The sequence below is a fragment of the Paraburkholderia sp. TE9906 genome (assembly GCF_056279605.1).
The window spans coordinates 33,687-48,822 of record NZ_JBWCCT010000011.1 but is presented as its reverse complement, the minus strand read 5'-3'; the positions used below and the strand labels follow the sequence as shown (position 1 = coordinate 48,822).

14 protein-coding genes are annotated in these 15,136 nt (G+C 65.3%); 4 read left to right on the top strand and 10 right to left on the bottom strand.

What is annotated here, in order from left to right; genetic code table 11:
- Positions 1 to 78 precede the first annotated feature (78 nt).
- Positions 79 to 477, bottom strand: a complete 399-nt coding sequence (locus ACZ9H4_RS26505) for a hypothetical protein (protein WP_408148386.1) — start codon at positions 475 to 477, stop codon at positions 79 to 81.
- Positions 478 to 909: 432 nt separating this feature from the next.
- On the opposite strand from ACZ9H4_RS26505, the gene ACZ9H4_RS26500 reads away from it, so the two are divergent.
- The 3 genes from ACZ9H4_RS26500 to ACZ9H4_RS26490 are packed head-to-tail and all read left to right on the top strand — an operon-like array spanning position 910 to position 4,927.
- Positions 910 to 1,365 carry a (2Fe-2S)-binding protein gene (locus tag ACZ9H4_RS26500; RefSeq protein ID WP_408148384.1) on the top strand — a complete coding sequence of 152 codons (456 nt, stop codon included), beginning with the start codon at positions 910 to 912 and terminating at the stop codon, positions 1,363 to 1,365.
- 1 nt (position 1,366) lies between these two features.
- Positions 1,367 to 3,610 (top strand): xanthine dehydrogenase family protein molybdopterin-binding subunit, encoded by a 2,244-nt coding sequence (locus ACZ9H4_RS26495; RefSeq protein WP_408325892.1) that lies wholly within the window; start codon positions 1,367 to 1,369, stop codon positions 3,608 to 3,610.
- A 12-nt stretch (positions 3,611 to 3,622) separates the two neighbouring features.
- The gene (locus ACZ9H4_RS26490) at positions 3,623 to 4,927 is read left to right on the top strand and encodes a c-type cytochrome (protein ID WP_408148379.1); all 1,305 of its coding nucleotides are present in this window, start codon (positions 3,623 to 3,625) and stop codon (positions 4,925 to 4,927) included.
- A gap of 108 nt (positions 4,928 to 5,035) precedes the next feature.
- Here the strand turns inward: ACZ9H4_RS26490 and ACZ9H4_RS26485 are convergent, their stop codons facing one another.
- From ACZ9H4_RS26485 to ACZ9H4_RS26455, 7 genes are all read right to left on the bottom strand, one after another.
- On the bottom strand, positions 5,036 to 5,692 hold the full coding sequence (locus ACZ9H4_RS26485; protein WP_408148377.1) for an amino acid ABC transporter permease: 657 nt from the start codon (positions 5,690 to 5,692) through the stop codon (positions 5,036 to 5,038).
- A gap of 2 nt (positions 5,693 to 5,694) precedes the next feature.
- Positions 5,695 to 6,441 carry an amino acid ABC transporter permease gene (locus ACZ9H4_RS26480; RefSeq protein WP_408157706.1) on the bottom strand — a complete coding sequence of 249 codons (747 nt, stop codon included), beginning with the start codon at positions 6,439 to 6,441 and terminating at the stop codon, positions 5,695 to 5,697.
- Positions 6,442 to 6,483: 42 nt separating this feature from the next.
- Positions 6,484 to 7,308 (bottom strand): transporter substrate-binding domain-containing protein, encoded by an 825-nt coding sequence (locus ACZ9H4_RS26475; RefSeq protein WP_476121642.1) that lies wholly within the window; start codon positions 7,306 to 7,308, stop codon positions 6,484 to 6,486.
- Between the two features lie 76 nt (positions 7,309 to 7,384).
- Positions 7,385 to 8,455, bottom strand: coding sequence for an ABC transporter ATP-binding protein (locus ACZ9H4_RS26470; RefSeq protein ID WP_476121640.1), 1,071 nt, complete (start codon positions 8,453 to 8,455; stop codon positions 7,385 to 7,387).
- A 34-nt stretch (positions 8,456 to 8,489) separates the two neighbouring features.
- A complete protein-coding gene (locus ACZ9H4_RS26465) occupies positions 8,490 to 9,383 on the bottom strand; it encodes an ABC transporter permease (RefSeq protein WP_408325901.1) in 894 nt (297 codons plus the stop codon).
- Positions 9,380 to 10,333 carry an ABC transporter permease gene (locus ACZ9H4_RS26460; protein WP_408325930.1) on the bottom strand — a complete coding sequence of 318 codons (954 nt, stop codon included), beginning with the start codon at positions 10,331 to 10,333 and terminating at the stop codon, positions 9,380 to 9,382. Before ACZ9H4_RS26460 ends, ACZ9H4_RS26465 begins: the two co-directional genes overlap by 4 nt.
- A gap of 5 nt (positions 10,334 to 10,338) precedes the next feature.
- Entirely contained in the window at positions 10,339 to 11,433 is a 1,095-nt protein-coding gene (locus ACZ9H4_RS26455; RefSeq protein ID WP_408157710.1) for an ABC transporter substrate-binding protein, read from the bottom strand.
- A 560-nt stretch (positions 11,434 to 11,993) separates the two neighbouring features.
- Here ACZ9H4_RS26455 and ACZ9H4_RS26450 point away from each other — a divergent pair.
- Entirely contained in the window at positions 11,994 to 12,887 is an 894-nt protein-coding gene (locus ACZ9H4_RS26450; RefSeq protein ID WP_408157712.1) for a LysR substrate-binding domain-containing protein, read from the top strand.
- Between the two features lie 38 nt (positions 12,888 to 12,925).
- Here ACZ9H4_RS26450 and ACZ9H4_RS26445 read toward each other — a convergent pair whose 3' ends face one another.
- Both ACZ9H4_RS26445 and ACZ9H4_RS26440 read right to left on the bottom strand, forming a co-directional pair.
- A complete protein-coding gene (locus ACZ9H4_RS26445) occupies positions 12,926 to 14,008 on the bottom strand; it encodes a calcium:cation antiporter (protein ID WP_476121637.1) in 1,083 nt (360 codons plus the stop codon).
- Positions 14,009 to 14,441: 433 nt separating this feature from the next.
- Complete coding sequence (locus ACZ9H4_RS26440; RefSeq protein WP_408148362.1) at positions 14,442 to 14,792, bottom strand: BON domain-containing protein; 351 nt, start codon at positions 14,790 to 14,792, stop codon at positions 14,442 to 14,444.
- Between the last annotated feature and the right edge of the window lie 344 nt (positions 14,793 to 15,136).

Below are 15,136 nucleotides of genomic sequence, written 5' to 3'. Positions count from 1 at the left end.
GGAAATTCGGGAGTCGGCGGCGCGATCATCGTGAGTCGAGTCGATGTGATGCGCCGCCGTACTGCCGCCTCGTGTCTCTTACTTCGCCTGAACGCCGCGCAACAGCTGCGACACCTGGCCGTGGTGATGCAGGATCGCCGGATCGGCCTGCAACAGCGGCAGGTAGCGCGGCAGGAACTGGTTGTTCGGCTGATCGGGCGAGAACAGGCCGGTCACCGCTTCCGCTGCGGCGAGCCGATCGGTCGCGTCGGCTTCCTTGTCGTCGAGAATTTCGTCGACGCTGGCAATGACCGTCGACAACGGCGTGAGCCAGCGAAACCCCGAGCCGTTGATCAGCACTTGCAGAAAGGCCGCGGGCGTCACCGGGCCGAATTCCTTCTCATATGCCGCGCGTTCGTGATCGAGAATGGCCTTGTGCAGCGAGAGGAGGGGTCGGCGAATGTCCGAGAGGAATTGAGTGCATTGCTGGTCGTTCATTGTGCTGCTCCTTCGGAGGGTCTGGCCGGATCGCGCCGGCAATCGGCTCATGCTAACAAAATCGTCCGCCGTTGATTGAGCGGCGCACCGCATGTTCGTGCAAGACGCGTCCGCTCGTGTGGATGCGCCGATACTAACGCATCGATTCCACTCCCGTTTCAAGTACGCATTCTGCGCCGGCGAAGGCCGCATGCCGTAACGCAGCGTGGCCGGCTACACGGCGAACTTCTTTTTACGCGGCTACAATTTACCGGTCCGTTCCGGCGCATGCGCGCCGCATCATCTGCCGTTCGCATCCGCAGGCCGATTGCCAGGCGAGTCACATCGCATATTAGTTTGGCTCGTCGAATAACCACGACAATTCTTTACGTTTTGGTTCGCCGCCTCTGTCTAAATAGCCTCACAAACAATAAACCCCACTCGGAGCCGTACATGACAACGTTCAACATCAACGGTGAGACCCATACCGTCGACGCGCCACCCGACATGCCCTTGCTGTGGGTGCTGCGCGATCTCGTCGGCCTGACCGGCACCAAGTTCGGTTGCGGCATCGCTCAATGCGGCGCGTGCACCGTGCATCTCGACGGCGTCGCGGTGCGCTCGTGCGTGTTCCCGGCGGCGGCGGTCGGCGAGCGCAAGGTCGTCACGATCGAAGCGGTCGGCAACACGCCCGCGGGGCAGAAGGTGCAGCAGGCATGGCGGCAACTGGACGTCGTGCAATGCGGCTACTGCCAGTCGGGGCAGGTGATGTCGGCGGCTTCGCTGCTCGCGAGCAACCCCAATCCCTCCGACGCGGATATCGACGCCGCAATGGCCGGCAACATCTGCCGCTGTGGGACGTACAACCGCATCCGCGCGGCGATCAAGCAAGCCGCGAAGGGGGTGTGAGATGTCTCAGGGATTGCTCGATGCACAGAACGGCGCGGGGGCCTCGCAAAGTGGCGCGGGTGGCATTTCGCGCCGCACGTTTCTGAAATTTGGCGTGACGGTCGGCGCGGCGGCCGGCGGCGGCTTGCTGCTCGGCTTCAGCCTGCCGGCCGCGAGCCAGGATCAGAAGGGCGGTAAATCGGTGGTCGGCGGCGATGCGGTCGAAACGCCGCAAAGCGGCGTGTTCGCGCCGAACGCCTTCATCCAGATCGATACGGCGGGCAAGGTCACGCTCGTGATTCCAAAAGTCGAGATGGGCCAGGGCGTTTATACGTCGATCCCGATGCTGATCGCCGAAGAACTCGAAACGCCGCTCGATGCGGTCACGCTCGATCACGCGCCGCCCAACGAAAAGCTCTTCATGGACCCGCTGCTCGGCGGCCAGCTCACCGGCGGTTCGACGTCGATCCGCTTTGCCTGGGAGCCGATGCGCCGCGCCGGCGCGACCGCGCGCGTCATGCTGGTCGACGCGGCCGCGCAGCAGTGGCAGGTCGAGCCTGCGAGCTGCCACGCGCAGGGCGGCCAGGTGATCCATTCGGCCAGCAATCGCAGCATCGGCTACGGCCAGCTCGTGGAAGCCGCGGCCAAACTGCCCGTGCCGCAGAACGTGCCGCTCAAAGACCCGAAGGATTTCAAGCTGATCGGCACACCGGTGAAGCGCCTCGATTCGCCAGAGAAAGTGGACGGCACCGCGCTGTTCGGGCTGGATGTGCGGGTGCCCGACATGGTCTATGCGGCGATCGCGAATTGCCCGGTATTCGGCGGCACGCTGGCGAGCGTCGACGATACCAACGCGAGGAAAATCCCCGGCGTGCGGCAGGTCGTCAAGATCGACAACGCGGTCGCGGTGATCGGCGATCACACATGGGCGGCGCGGCGCGGTCTGCAGGCGCTCGACATCAAGTGGAACGAAGGCGCGGGCGCGAACATTTCGATGAAGCAGATCGTCGGCGATCTCGCCGACGCGTCGCAGCGCAACGGCGCGGTCGCGCGTAAGGAGGGCGACGTCGGCCAGGCCTTCTCCAACGCGAAGTCGCGCGTCGATGCCGTGTATCAGCAACCGTTCCTCGCCCACGCGACGATGGAGCCGATCAACTGCACCGTGCACGTGCGCGCCGACGGCTGCGATGTGTGGCTCGGCTCGCAGGTGCCGACGCGCGTGGTGGACGCGGCGGTCGCGGTCACCGGTCTGCCCGCCGACAAGATCGTCGTGCACAACCATCTGATCGGCGGCGGTTTCGGTCGGCGGCTCGAGTTCGACATGGTCACGCAGGCGGTCAAGGTCGGCAAGCAGGTCTCGACGCCGGTGAAGGTGCTGTGGACGCGCGAAGAAGACATCCAGCACGACATGTACCGGCCGTACTACTACGACAAGATCTCGGCCGGGCTCGACGCGAACGGCAAGCCGGTCGCGTGGCAGCACCGCATCGTCGGTTCGTCGATCATGGCGCGTTTCGCGCCGCCCGCGTTCAAGAACGGGCTCGACCCCGACGCCGTCGAAGTGGCGTCGGACCTGCCGTACGATTTGCCGAATCAGCTGGTCGACTATGTGCGCCAGGAACCGCACGCGGTGCCCACCGCCTTCTGGCGCGGCGTGGGGCCGACGCGCGGCACCTTCGTGGTGGAGAGCTTCATCGACGAACTCGCCGCGCAGGCGAAGATCGATCCGGTCAAGTACCGTCAGGACCTGCTCGGTAAAACACCGCGCGCGTTGAACGTGCTCAACGTCGCGACTCAGGCGGCGGGTTGGGGCAGCGCGCTGCCGAAGGGGCAAGGACGCGGCGTGTCCGTGATGCACGCGTTCGGCAGCTTCTTTGCGATCGTCGTCGACGTCGCGGTCGATCAGGGCGAAGTCGCGGTCAAACGCGTCGTGTGCGCGGTGGACTGCGGGATGGTGGTCAATCCGAATACGATCGAAGCACAGGTGCAGGGCGGCATCATTTTCGGCATCACGGCGGCGCTCTATAGCGAGATCACGATCAAGGACGGCCGTGTCGAGCAGAACAACTTCACGGACTACCGCATGCTGCGTATCGACCAGACGCCGCCGATCGACGTGCATATCGTGAAGAGTGGCGAGGCGCCCGGCGGCATCGGCGAACCCGGTACGGCGGCGCTCGCGCCCGCGTTGACCAATGCGATTTTCGCGGCTACGGGCAAGCGGCTGCGGCAATTGCCGGTCGGCAGCCAACTGCAAACCGCCTGACCGGAGCCGACCATGAAAAACACACTGAAGGGTTTCAGCGCAGCGCTGTGCGTGGCGCTGCCGTTCATCGCCCAAGCGCCGGCTCATGCGGCCGCGCCCACGCCCGCGCATGCGGCGGACCCGGCGCTGCTGCAACGCGGCGCCTATCTGGCGAAGATCGGCGATTGCGTGGCCTGTCACACGGCGCCGAAGGGCCAGCCATTCGCGGGCGGCTTGCCGATGACGACGCCGATGGGGCAGATCTACACCACCAACATCACGCCCGATCCGCAGACCGGCATCGGCGGCTATACGCAGGAGGACTTTACGCGGGCGATGCGCGAAGGCGTCGCGAAAGACGGCCACAACCTGTACCCGGCCATGCCGTATCCGTCGTACGCGAAGATCAACGACGAGGACATGAAAGCGCTCTACACGTTCTTCATGAGCGGCGTGACGCCGGTGCAGCAGGCGAACCGCGAGCCCGACATCAAATGGCCGTTGAACATGCGCTGGCCGCTGAAGTTCTGGAACATGGCGTTCCTGGAGAAGGGCGCCTATCAGGACAAGCCGGGCAAGGACGCCGCATGGAATCGCGGCGCGTATCTGATTCAGGGCCTCGGGCACTGCGGCTCGTGCCATACGCCGCGCGGCGTCGCGTTCCAGGAGAAGGCGCTCGATGAAAGCGGCAGCGCGTTCCTGACCGGCGGCCTGCTCGACGGCTGGTTCGCGTCGAATCTGACCGGCGAGCACAATGTCGGGCTGGGCCGCTGGAACGATGAGGACGTGCACGCATTCCTGAAGACCGGTGCGAATCGCCATGCGTCGGCGTTCGGTTCGATGACCAGCGTGATCAACAACAGCACGCAGCATATGAGCGACGCCGACATCGCCGCGATGACGAGCTACCTGAAGTCGCTACCGCCGGCGGGCGGCAGCGGCGCGGTGCCGTATGCGTATGATCCGCAGAAGACGAAGGTGTCGTTGAACCGTCCCGCGAACGATGCCGGCGCGCGTGTCTATACGGCGTATTGCATGCACTGTCACGGCGCCGACGGACGCGGCTTCGCACCGATGATGGCGCCGTTGGCCGGCAATCCGAACGTGCTGGAGAAGGACGCGTCGTCGTTGATCAATGTCACGTTGAACGGCACCGGCGATCTCGTGATCGGCGGCGTGCCCGCGGCGTTCCCGATGCCGAAGTTCGCGCCGGTGCTCAACGACCAGCAGATCGCCGACGTGCTGAGCTTCGTGCGGGCCGGCTGGAACAACGACGCGCCGGCGGTGAGTGCGGCCGAAGTGGCGAAGCTGCGCAAGTCGACGCAAGCGGCGCGTTAAGCCTTTGCGGCGGGGCGATAACCCGCCGCGATCGACGAAAAAAGCGGCAACCGTGTTCTGCACGGTTGCCGCTTTTCTATTGGCAGGGGGCGGAGCGCTCCGCCAATGTCAGCGATGCTGCCCGATCTTCTGCCGCTTTTCGAGCACGCGTGCGTACCACGTCAACGGGAAGCACATCGCGAAGTAAATCATCGCGACCATGCCGTAGATCGGGAACGGACGGAATGCCGCGTTGGTGATCATCGTGCCGGTCTTGGTCAGCTCGGTGAAGCCGATGATCGACGCGAGCGCGGTGCTCTTCACCACCTGCACGAGAAAACCGACCGTCGGTGCGACGGCGATCTTGCGCGCCTGCGGCCACACGATATAGCGCAACTGCTGGCTGAACGTCATGCCGAGACTCGCGCCCGCGGCCCACTGGCCGCGCGGCACCGCTTCGACGCAGCCGCGCCAGATGTCGACCAGATACGCGCTCGTGTAAAGCGTCAACGTGACGGTCGCCGCGACCCAGGGCGATACATCGACGCCGAGCAGCGGCAAGCCGAAGAACGCCAGAAACAGCTGCATCAGCAGCGGCGTGCCCTGAAACACTTCCACGTACAGCACGACGATGCGGCGCAGCCACGCGATCGGCGACACGCGCATCGCGAGCAACAGCAGCCCGACCACGCCGCCGCCGACGAACGCGATCAACGACAGCAGCACGGTCCAGCGGGCGGCGAGCAACAGATTGCGGGCAATGTCCCACAGCGTGAATTCGATCATGATCAGCGCTCCGTCGGCAGGGTGCGGGTGCCGCGCCACATCAGGCGGCTGCGCCAGCTACGCGGTGCAGTGTCGTTGCCGCGCGCGGTGCGGCCCGCGAACAGGCCGCGTCCAAAGCGGTTGATGAGTTGCCGCAACAGGATCGACATCAGCAGATAGACCGCGGTGATGATCACGTAGCTCTCGAACGAGCGGAAGTTGCGCGACTGGATGAAGTTGGCCGCATAGGTGAGGTCGGGCACCGAGATCTGCGATACCACCGCAGAGCCGAGCATCACGATCAGCACCTGGCTCAGCAGCGCGGGGAACACGTTGGCGATCGCCTGCGGCAGCACGACATGGCGGAACACCTGCCGTCCGTGCAGGCCGAGCGCCTGGGCCGCCTGCACCTGGCCGCGCGGAATCGAATCGATGCCGGCGCGCACGATCTCGATCGCGTACGCGCCGAGGTTGACGGTCATCGCCAGAATCGCGGCCTGGATTTCGTCGATGTGAATGCCGAGACTCGGCAAGCCGAAGAACACGAAAAACAACTGCACGATGAACGGCGTGTTGCGGATCAGTTCGACGTAGCTTGCCACCAGCCAGCGCGCCCACTTCGGCCCGGCCACCGCGATGCTCGCCCCGCCGATCCCGACGACGCCGCCGAGCACGGTCGAAACGGCGGTGAGCCCCAAGGTGACGGCGGCGCCGCGCACGAGCATCCCCGCATAGAGGTCGAAGCCGCTGAAATCGAACGCATAGGTCATGAGGTGCCGCTCATCGTGAGGTCGAAACTCCGCGCAAAGGGTTTAAAGGTCGGCGGGCAGCGGCGCGCGCAGCCATTTCTGCGAAATCGCATTCATCGTGCCGTCCTTGCGCGCCTTGGCAATCGTCTCGTCGACTTTCGCTTTCAGACGCGGCTCGTTCTTGTTCAGGCCGACGTGATCCGGCGAGCTGAACAGCGAGAACTTCTGCTCCGGATCGTTCGCCGGGTGACGCGCGAGAATCGTCGCGCCGACGTCGTTGCCGACCACCATCAACTGTACCTGACCAGAAAGAAACGCCGAAATTGCGCCGTTCGGATCGTCGAAACGTTTGATGTTGGCGCTGGGCGGCGCGATCTTCGTCACGCTCAGGTCTTCGAGCGTGCCGCGCGCAACCGAGATCGACTTGCCGGCGAGGTCCGCGGCGCTCTTCACCGGCAGCGACTTCGGGCCGAACACGGCGAGGTAGTAAGGCGCGTACGGTTGCGAGAAGTCGATCACCTTTTCGCGCTCCGGCGTCTGGCCGACCGACAGCAGCATGTCGGCCTTATGGTCGGCGAGGTAGGCCATGCGGTTGTCGCCGGTCACCGGCACGAGTTCGACCTTGGCGTTGAGCGTCTTGCCGATCAGGTTCGCGACGTCGATGTCGTAGCCCATCGGCTTCATGTCCGGACCGATCGAGCCGAACGGCGGATAGTCCATGAACACGCCGACGCGCACCGTGCCCGACTTCGCGATGTTGTCGAGGGCGTCGGCATGCGCGGCCGACGGCAACGCGCACAGTGCGCCGGCGGCGGTGAAGGCGAGCGTCGCGGCGAGCGTGGCGAACAGGCGGCGGGTGGTCGAGTGGGCAACGGGGCGCTGGTTCATGATGTGTCCTCTGTCGAAAGCGTGTGAAGCGTTGGTGTTGGAATGGGTGGCGGCAAGCGGCCCGGCGCGAGTGTACTCAGCGCGCGGCGATCAGCTTGCACGCGTGCGGTGGCAATTGCGCGACCACCGGCAAGCCGGGCGTGAGCCCCGGCGTTTCGCGCGGCGTGGTCGCGGCGGTCAGCGTGAAGCCCGCGCAGTCGATGGTCGCTTCGAGCGAGGCGCCTACGTCGCGAATGAACGTAACGGTGCCGGCGAGCCGGTTCGGGGCGTCGTCGGCGGCTGCCGGCGTGGTCTTCACGCAGATGTCTTCCGGCCGGATCAGCAAACGCAGGCCGGTGCCGGACTCCGGCACGCGCGCGCCCGGCGCGAGCGCGATGCGCCGGCCGCCCGGCAGGCTCACGCCGCCGGCGCCATCGTATGTGACCGGCAGGATATTGCCGAGCCCGATGAAGTCGGCCACGAACTCGCTGACCGGCTCGCGATAGATGTCGAGCGGCTTGCCGACCTGCGCGATGCGGCCTTTTTCCATCACGACGATTTCATCGGCCATCGTCATCGCTTCGCGCTGATCGTGCGTGACCATGATCGTCGTGATGCCGAGGCGCTGTTGCAGCAGGCGGATTTCCACCTGCATCGCCTCGCGCAGCTTGGCGTCGAGCGCGGAGAGCGGCTCGTCGAGCAGCAGCAGTTTCGGCTGCGAGGCGATCGCGCGCGCAATCGCCACGCGCTGGCGCTGGCCGCCCGAGAGTTGCGTAACCGGGCGGTTCGCCATATGCGGCAACTGGATCAGCTCCAGCAGTTCGGCGACGCGGCGCGTCTGCTGATCCTTCCCGGTCTTGCGCAGCTTCAGCGGATACGCGACGTTCTGCGCGACCGTCATGTGCGGAAACAGCGCGAGCGACTGGAACACCATGCCGAAGTCGCGCTGATTGGCCGGCAGCCGCGTGATGTCGCGGCCGGCGAACTGGATGCTGCCCGAGCTCGGCGTTTCGAGGCCCGCGATCATCCGCAGCAGCGTGGTCTTGCCGCAACCGGACGGGCCGAGAAAACACACCAGCTTGCCGTCGGGCACGCTCAGATCGACGTTGTCGACGGCGTGCGCCGCGCCGAAGCGGCGGGTCACGGCCTGCAAGGTCAGATGGGTCATCGGAGGCTCCAGCAAAGTGATGTCGGGCGCGCGTTCACAGTGCGACCCCTTCGTCGCCGATCAGCTTTTCGAGCAGCCAGATCAGCGCGAAGTCGATCGCGACGATGACGACGGCGAAACAGAACACGGTCGGATCGAGCGACGACACCGTGCGGCTGTAGAGCCACACGGGCAGCGTCATCGTATCGATGCCGTACAGGAAGAAGGTCACCGTGAACTCGTTAAACGAGACGATGAACGCGAACAGCATGCCGGCGAGAATGCCGGGGCGCATCAGCGGCAGGATCACGTCGACGAGCGCGCGGCTGGGGCTTGCGCCCATCACGCAGGCGGCCTCTTCGAACTCCGGGCCGATCGACGCGACCGAGGCCGCGCAATTTTTCACGGTGAACGGCAGGGCCAGAATCACGTGCGCGATGATCAGGCGGAACACGCCGAGTTCGACCGGCAGCACGTTGAACACCAGCAGCAGCGACAGCCCGAGCATCACCAGCGGATAGACGAGCGGCAGCGCGACCAGCTGTTCGACCGCGGGCTTGCCGCGAAAGCGGTAGCGGCTTAGCGCGTAGGCGGCCGGCACCGAGACGAGCGTGGCGATCAGCATCGTCGAGAGCGCGACGACGAGGCTCGTGGTCAACGCGGCGCCCATCGACAGCGAGTCGCTCGCATCCGGCGACACGAAGCTGTGCCACGCGGCGCGATACCAGTGCAGGCTGAACGCGTGCGGCGGAAATTCGAGCGTGTCGGCCGCGCTGAACGACATCGTGATCATCGTGAGGATCGGCAGCGCGGCGAGGAACAGCACGAGCGCGGCGAGCAGGGCGGTGGCGCGGCCGAGCTGGCCGGGCATCGTGTCCGGCAGACGCGGCAGGAACGGAAAACGCGGCGAGTGCGCCGGCAAACGCGGAGTGGGCAGCGGCGTGCTCATGCTTGAGACTCCCCTGAGAGACGCTGGGTGCGGCGCACGAGGCGCTGCGACAGCGCCATCACCGCGAGCGTGGCGATCATCAGCACGACACCCGAGGCGGACGCCGCTGGCCAGTTGAGCAACGGCGCGACCTGGTCGTGGACCAGCACGGCGAGCATCGGCACGCGCCGTCCGCCGAGCAGCAGCGGCACGGCGAACGCGCTCGCGTTGTAGGCGAACACCAGCAGCGCACCCGACACGAGGCCGGGCATCGCCAGCGGCAAAAGCACGTGACGCAGCGTTTGCCAGCGCGTCGCGCCGAGCGTCGCGGCGGCTTCCTCATAGGAGATCGAGACCGCGCGCATGGCGCTCGACAGCGGCAGCACAGCAAGCGGAAACGCGGTCTGGATCAGGCCGAGCAACACGCCATGCTCGCGATACAGCCACATCACCGGACGTTCGACGAGGCCGCTCGCGAGCAGCGCGTGATTGAGCAGACCCGCCGGCCCGAGAATGATCAGCCAGCCATAGCCTTGCAGCAGCAGATTGACGAGCAGCGGCAGCAGCACGCCGGCGAGCAGCAGCCGGCGCGCGAGCCGCGACTTCGTGCGCGCCATGGCCAGCGCGACCGGAATCGCCAGCGCGACCGCACAGATCATGCTTTGAAACGCGAGCCGCAATGTGAGCCAGAGCGACTTCATGAAATAGCCGTCGAGCAGGTCCGCGTAATTTTGCAGCGTGAAGCCGCGCCATTCGTGGCCCGGCGTGCCGAAACTCATGCGCAGCACGACCAGCGCGGCCGCGCCGAGCAGCGCGAGAAACAGCAGGATCGGCGTAAGCAGCAGCCACGGCCGCGCCTTCGCCATGGCGGTGGCGGCGGGCTGCTCGGGACCGCTGAAGCCGGCGCCGGGCGTCGGCTCCAAAGCCGGCCCCGATGCCGCCGAAGCACGCCGCGAAAAGCGCGCGAGCATCGCTGTCATGCCGAGAAGATTTCGGTGTAGCGCTTGATCCAGGCGGGCTGCACCACGGCGAGCGCCTTGTCGTCGTGCAGCACGGCTTTCTCGGCGATCTGCTGCGGGCTCGGCACGAACGCGCGGCTCACGGCGGGAATCACCGCCTTCGAATTGACCGGGCCGTTCAGCACGTCAGCGGCCATGCGGCCTTGCACGCCCGCGTCGAGCGAATGATTGATGAACGCGTGGATCAGGTCGCTGTCGCCCGGATGCGATTTCGGAATCACCGTGAACATCAGTTGCGTGGCGAAGCCTTCCTTCATCCCGTAGGTCACGCCCATCTTGTACTCGGGCTTGCGGATCTGGTCGGGGAAAAAGGCCGGCGAATAGATGCCGCCGATGTCGAGCGAGCCGGTGCGGAACAGGTCGGCCACCTGGTTCGGGTTCTCGCCGAGCGTCATCACGCGGTCTTTCAGCAGCATCAGCTTCTTGAAGCCCGGCTCGATGTTCTGCTGCGAGCCGCCGTTCATCTTCGCGGCGATGATCGCGAGGTCCACCGCTTCGGCCCATTCAGGCGGCGGCAGGAAAATGCGGCCGGCGTACTTCGGGTCCCACAGCGCTTCATACGAGGTCGGCGCGGTCTTGACCGTCGCCGTGTTGTAGATCAGCCCGTCCGACCACAACAGATAGCCGACGCCGAAGCCGTTCGCGCCGGTGCGATATTGTGGCGCGACTTCCTTGAGGTTCGGCAGCTTGTCGAGATCGGGCTTCATCAGCAGGCCTGCGTCGCCGAGACCCGCCGCGCCGACGCCGGCGAGCGTGATGACGTCGTAAGTGGGGCGCTCGCCCGCGGCCTTGACTTTGGCGACCATGCCGGAGGTGCCGTCGGCGCGATCGGCAATCACCTTGGCGCCGGTCTTGGCCGTGAAGCTCGCGGCGATGTTGCGCAGCGCGGCCGCGCCGGTGTCGTCCGACCAGGTCAGCAGGCGCAGCGTCTTGCCGCTGAAGTTCTGCTCCTGGGCGCGCAGGTTGACGAACGGCATCGGCAATGTGGACGCGGCCAACGCCGCGCCGATCGTTTTGATGACCTGCCTTCTGGCCCGTTTGATCTCTTGCATGGCGGTCTCCTGTGATGAACGCCTGTTGCTGGTGATAGTCGCTGTGACCGCTGCGGTTTGGAGCGCCGCTTGTTGGCGTTGCCCGTTTGCATTCTTGTCGGCACACGCTGCGTGTCTGATGCGTTGTGTGTCCTGTGTGGATGCACTCTAGGTTTGCCAAAATCCCCCGCCAAACGAAATATGCGCATGGGCGGTATGAGGTAAGCTCATGCGAAGGCGCTTGCGTGATCGTGGTGCGGATATCGGCTCAACCTCTGGCGGAGCCGCGACAGCGGCGCATGCGGGTTAACGTCCATGCTTTGCGCGATGCTCCGACTCGCGCGGAGGTATGAGGAAAGCTCGGTTCTGGTGCGGCCGGTGCGGCGCGTTGCCCCGTGCCGGTGCAGAATGCGCGGTGGATCGCGCGCAGCCGGGGGCGCCATGCATCGAACGCATGCGGGTTTGCCTGCCGGCCTCTCGTGCGGCGAGTGCCGATCGCGTATCCTGTGGGCTTGACGGACACGCCGGCGGCCCGCGCCGCGACGCCCGAGCAATGACTTTTTCTGATTCCGGATATCACGATGCGACGTCTTCCGCCGCTCAACGCGCTGCAGATTTTCGAAACCGTCGCGCGCCACCGCAGTTTCACACGCGCCGCCGACCACCTGTGCCTCACGCAAGGCGCGGTCAGCCGGCAGATCATCGCGCTCGAGGACTACTACAAGTTTCCGCTCTTCAAGCGCCACGCGAAAGGCCTGACGCTGACCGCCGAAGGCGAAATGCTGCTGCCGGCCGTGAAGGAGAGCTTTGCCCGCATCGAGGAGATTTCGCTGCGCCTCACGCGGCAACGCACGGATCTCGCGCTGAAAGTGCCGACCTGCGTGATGCGCTGGATGCTGCCGAAGATCATGCGCTTCCAGGCCGAGTACCCCGATCTGCATGTGCAGATCACCACGACCTGGCAGCACGCGGTCGACTTCCAGAGCGAGCCGTTCGACGCCGCGATCATCTATGCGTCGTCGCCCGGTGCGGACGTGCAGGCGGTGCCGTTGTTCGAGGAGCGTCTGACGCCGGTCTGCGCGCCCGACCTGCTCAAGGACAAGCCGCTCGCGCAGGTGGCGGATCTTGCGCGGCACACGCTGCTGCATCCGACCCGCGATCATCGCGACTGGAAGATGTGGCTCGCCAGGATAGCCGAGACAGAGGCCGCGGATGCCCAGGTGGTCGACGCCGAACACGGCCCGAGTTTCGATACGCTCGACATGGCGACCAACGCCGCCTTGCAGGGCTTCGGGGTTGCGATCAGCGATCTCGCGCTAATCGACGAGGACGTCGCCGCGCGGCGCCTCGTGCGTCCGTTCGAGATGGTGCTCAAGACCGGCTGGCGTTACTACTTCGTTTATCCGGATTCTGTTGCGCATCAGCAGAAGCTGAATCTGTTTCGCGACTGGATCGCCGCGCATTGGGAAGAGTAGGACGGCGGCCCGTCGGCCGCCGCCTGCCTGTCGCTGCCTCAGGGTGCGAACGACAGGAACAGATACGCCGCGAACAGCGACAGGTGCACGGCGCCTTGCAGAATCGTCGTGCGGCCGGTGCTCAGCGTGAGGGTGCCGACCACCAGCGTCAGCGCGAGCAGCACGGTTTCCTTGCCGTTGATGCCGAGCACGAGCGGCTGACCGGTGTACAGAAACACGCCGGCCACAGTCGGAATGGTCAGCCCGATACTCGCCAGCGCCGAGCCGAGCGCGAGATTCAGACTGTTCTGCAAGCGGTCGGCGCGCGCCGCGCGCACGGCGGCAAGCCCTTCGGGCAGCAGCACCAGCGCGGCGATGATGATACCCACCACGGCCGGCGGCGCCCCCGCGTTCTGCACCGCGGTCTCGACGACCGGCGACAGCACCTTCGCCAGCAGCACCACGGCGACGAGGCACACCAGCAGGAGGCCGCCGCTCACCAGCGCGAGGCCGACGCTCGGCGGCGCGGCGTGAACGTCTTCGTCGGGCACGCCGGCGAGGAAATAATCGCGGTGACGCACGGTTTGCACGAACACGAACACGCAATACAGCACCAGCGACGAGATGCCGGCGAACGCCAGTTGCGACGACGACAGGATCGGGCCGACGTTGGTTGTCGTGAAGTTCGGCATGACCAGCGTCAGCACGGACAGCGACGCGAGCACCGCCAGCGCGGCGGCCGCGCCGCGGCTTTGAAAGTCCTGCTCCAGATGGCGGATGCCGCCCACCAGCAGGCAGAGGCCGACGATCCCGTTACACACGATCATCACGGCGGCGAACACCGTGTCGCGCGCCAGACCGGCTTTCTCGGGGCCGGAGGTCAGCATCACCGAAACGATCAGTGCCACCTCGATCACGGTGACGGCCACCGCCAGCACCAGCGTGCCGAACGGCTCGCCGACGCGATGGGCGACCACTTCCGCATGATGGACCGCGGTAAAGACCGCCGCGCACAGCGCCACGCCCACGAGTGCGAGCAGCAGCGCATTGCCCGGCATCGCATACGCGCCGCCGAGCACGATCCACGCGATGAAGGGCGCGGCAATGGTCCAGCGAGGCAAAACGGTCGAGGGCTTGGTCATTCGTGCGTCCTGTCATGCGTGTTCGTGGCTGGGCGATCCACGTCGCCCGGAGCTGGCAAAGCTGGCGAAGCTGGTAAAAGGCTAAACCAATTGATCAACAATGCGCGCTAACGTATTAAATTATAAAGGATAATCTAAACGGACCGGCTGATGTTGTGTCAGACAGCGTCAACCCATTGCAGATGCTCGCCGCATTGCCCAAGGGTCGGGCTGCCAGCGCGCAAACGGGGCTTCTCTCTTGCAGCAGGACTTTGTTACGCAGGACCGCGTAGTGGGGATGTCGCGTGCGCAGCGGCTGCGCTGCAAGACACGGGGCGCCGGGCGAATCGCACCTGCGCGGCACGGACGAATAGGGGTTCGAGCCAGGCGCGGCGCCAATATCATGCGAAGTGATACTGGCGCCCGCTCGTTGCGTTACCGCAGATCGATCTGCTTATTGTCCTTCAGCACGGATCGTCAGCGCGTTCTTCACCGACGTCACGCCAGCCACCGACTTCGCAGCGTTCGTGGCGATGTCGAGTTGCGCTGCTTCCGGCACCGAACCGGCCAGCGTCACGTCGCCGCCGCGCGCGCGCACGGTGATGTTCGAGACGCTCAGGCCTTTCGTCTTGGACAACGCGCTGCGGACCTTGCGTTGCAGCGCGCGATTAGCCTGCTTCGTCTGCTTGGCGGTCGGCGCCGCAGACGCGGGGGACGCGGCATCGGCGGTTTGCGCGTAGGCATTGATGGACGCCAGAACGATCAGCGCGCCGCCGATCACCTTGATTGCCGGAAATGCTTTCATTCAACTTTCTCCTATTGTCATAAGTACGCAGTCCCCGGACGGGGACGATTTGCTACACCAACGAGTGAATCGGAATCAAATCTGAATGGAACCGAACTGCAGGTCCTGCGGAAGCTTTCAATCTGTATGCCGATTTTGCGCGAACCGAAGACAAGCGCGTCCGCGCCAGCAAAAGGCTGTGCAACAGGCCGGAGAGAACGATACAGCAATTAGTGCCATGTTGAAGGAGGGCTATCCCGAAATGAGGCTTTGCTACAACGAATCGGTTGATGGAAACACTTCGATGGCGTTGTATCGCTGATTAGCCAGGCCGTTTTGCGTGTGATCTCGCTATTCTTCTCAAG

Bases quoted from the DNA above. Each gene is read 5' to 3' on its own strand.
- ACZ9H4_RS26505 (WP_408148386.1), bottom strand. From the start codon at position 477: ATGAACGACCAGCAATGCACTCAATTCCTCTCGGACATTCGCCGACCC.
- ACZ9H4_RS26500 (WP_408148384.1), top strand. From the start codon at position 910: ATGACAACGTTCAACATCAACGGTGAGACCCATACCGTCGACGCGCCA.
- ACZ9H4_RS26495 (WP_408325892.1), top strand. From the start codon at position 1,367: ATGTCTCAGGGATTGCTCGATGCACAGAACGGCGCGGGGGCCTCGCAA.
- ACZ9H4_RS26490 (WP_408148379.1), top strand. From the start codon at position 3,623: ATGAAAAACACACTGAAGGGTTTCAGCGCAGCGCTGTGCGTGGCGCTG.
- ACZ9H4_RS26485 (WP_408148377.1), bottom strand. From the start codon at position 5,692: ATGATCGAATTCACGCTGTGGGACATTGCCCGCAATCTGTTGCTCGCC.
- ACZ9H4_RS26480 (WP_408157706.1), bottom strand. From the start codon at position 6,441: ATGACCTATGCGTTCGATTTCAGCGGCTTCGACCTCTATGCGGGGATG.
- ACZ9H4_RS26475 (WP_476121642.1), bottom strand. From the start codon at position 7,308: ATGAACCAGCGCCCCGTTGCCCACTCGACCACCCGCCGCCTGTTCGCC.
- ACZ9H4_RS26470 (WP_476121640.1), bottom strand. From the start codon at position 8,455: ATGACCCATCTGACCTTGCAGGCCGTGACCCGCCGCTTCGGCGCGGCG.
- ACZ9H4_RS26465 (WP_408325901.1), bottom strand. From the start codon at position 9,383: ATGAGCACGCCGCTGCCCACTCCGCGTTTGCCGGCGCACTCGCCGCGT.
- ACZ9H4_RS26460 (WP_408325930.1), bottom strand. From the start codon at position 10,333: ATGCTCGCGCGCTTTTCGCGGCGTGCTTCGGCGGCATCGGGGCCGGCT.
- ACZ9H4_RS26455 (WP_408157710.1), bottom strand. From the start codon at position 11,433: ATGCAAGAGATCAAACGGGCCAGAAGGCAGGTCATCAAAACGATCGGC.
- ACZ9H4_RS26450 (WP_408157712.1), top strand. From the start codon at position 11,994: ATGCGACGTCTTCCGCCGCTCAACGCGCTGCAGATTTTCGAAACCGTC.
- ACZ9H4_RS26445 (WP_476121637.1), bottom strand. From the start codon at position 14,008: ATGACCAAGCCCTCGACCGTTTTGCCTCGCTGGACCATTGCCGCGCCC.
- ACZ9H4_RS26440 (WP_408148362.1), bottom strand. From the start codon at position 14,792: ATGAAAGCATTTCCGGCAATCAAGGTGATCGGCGGCGCGCTGATCGTT.